The organism is Megasphaera sp. AF13-6AC (assembly GCF_027685385.1).
Taxonomy (GTDB): Bacteria; Bacillota; Negativicutes; order Veillonellales; family Megasphaeraceae; genus Megasphaera; species Megasphaera micronuciformis.
In genome coordinates, this window is record NZ_JAQCUN010000324.1 from 1 (window position 1) to 609 (window position 609).

Annotated in this window: 1 protein-coding gene and 1 pseudogene; both read right to left on the bottom strand. The window is 50.7% G+C overall.

Features of this window, described 5'->3' with window-relative positions; translation table 11 throughout:
- On the bottom strand, nucleotides 1–303 hold a 303-nt coding region (locus PGX78_RS09175; RefSeq protein WP_270446666.1), incomplete at its 3' end, for an SIS domain-containing protein.
- 27 nt (nucleotides 304–330) lie between these two features.
- Nucleotides 331–609 (bottom strand): annotated as a pseudogene (locus tag PGX78_RS09180) (3-deoxy-8-phosphooctulonate synthase); the annotation flags it as partial.

Sequence of the window (609 nt, forward strand, 5' to 3'; positions counted from 1 at the left end):
CGTCGTTTCTCCGCTATTAGAGAATGCCAACACCGTATCATCAATGGTTACCATACCCAAATCACCGTGAATCGCCTCGGCCGGATGAAGAAAAAAGGCCGGCGTTCCCGTACTGGCTAAAGTAGCCGCCACCTTGCGGGCTATATGGCCCGATTTCCCCATACCCGTGACAATAACACGACCTCGGGATTCAAGAATCATATTGACGGCATTGACAAAGCGCTGATCCAATGTAGGTATCAGACGTTCTATTCCTGCCGCTTCCACACGGAGTACTTCTCTTGCTTCTTCCAATATATTCATATGGCACACACCTCACGTATGAATCGATTACATAGCCGTTTCGGTACTCTTTGCGACAATGGAATGAATGGCAACCATATCACGCAAAACGCCTTCGACTTGGGATAAATACAGTGAATTCGGTCCGTCGCTTAAGGCTTCGGCAGGATTGTCATGCACTTCCATAAAGACCCCGTCAATCCCCGATCCGGCTGCCGCCCGGGCAAGATTACCGATAAATTGTCGCTGTCCCGTAGACTTCGTACCGCCGCCGCCGGGGAGCTGTACGCTGTGTGTAGCATCAAATACAACGGGATAGCCGAAGGA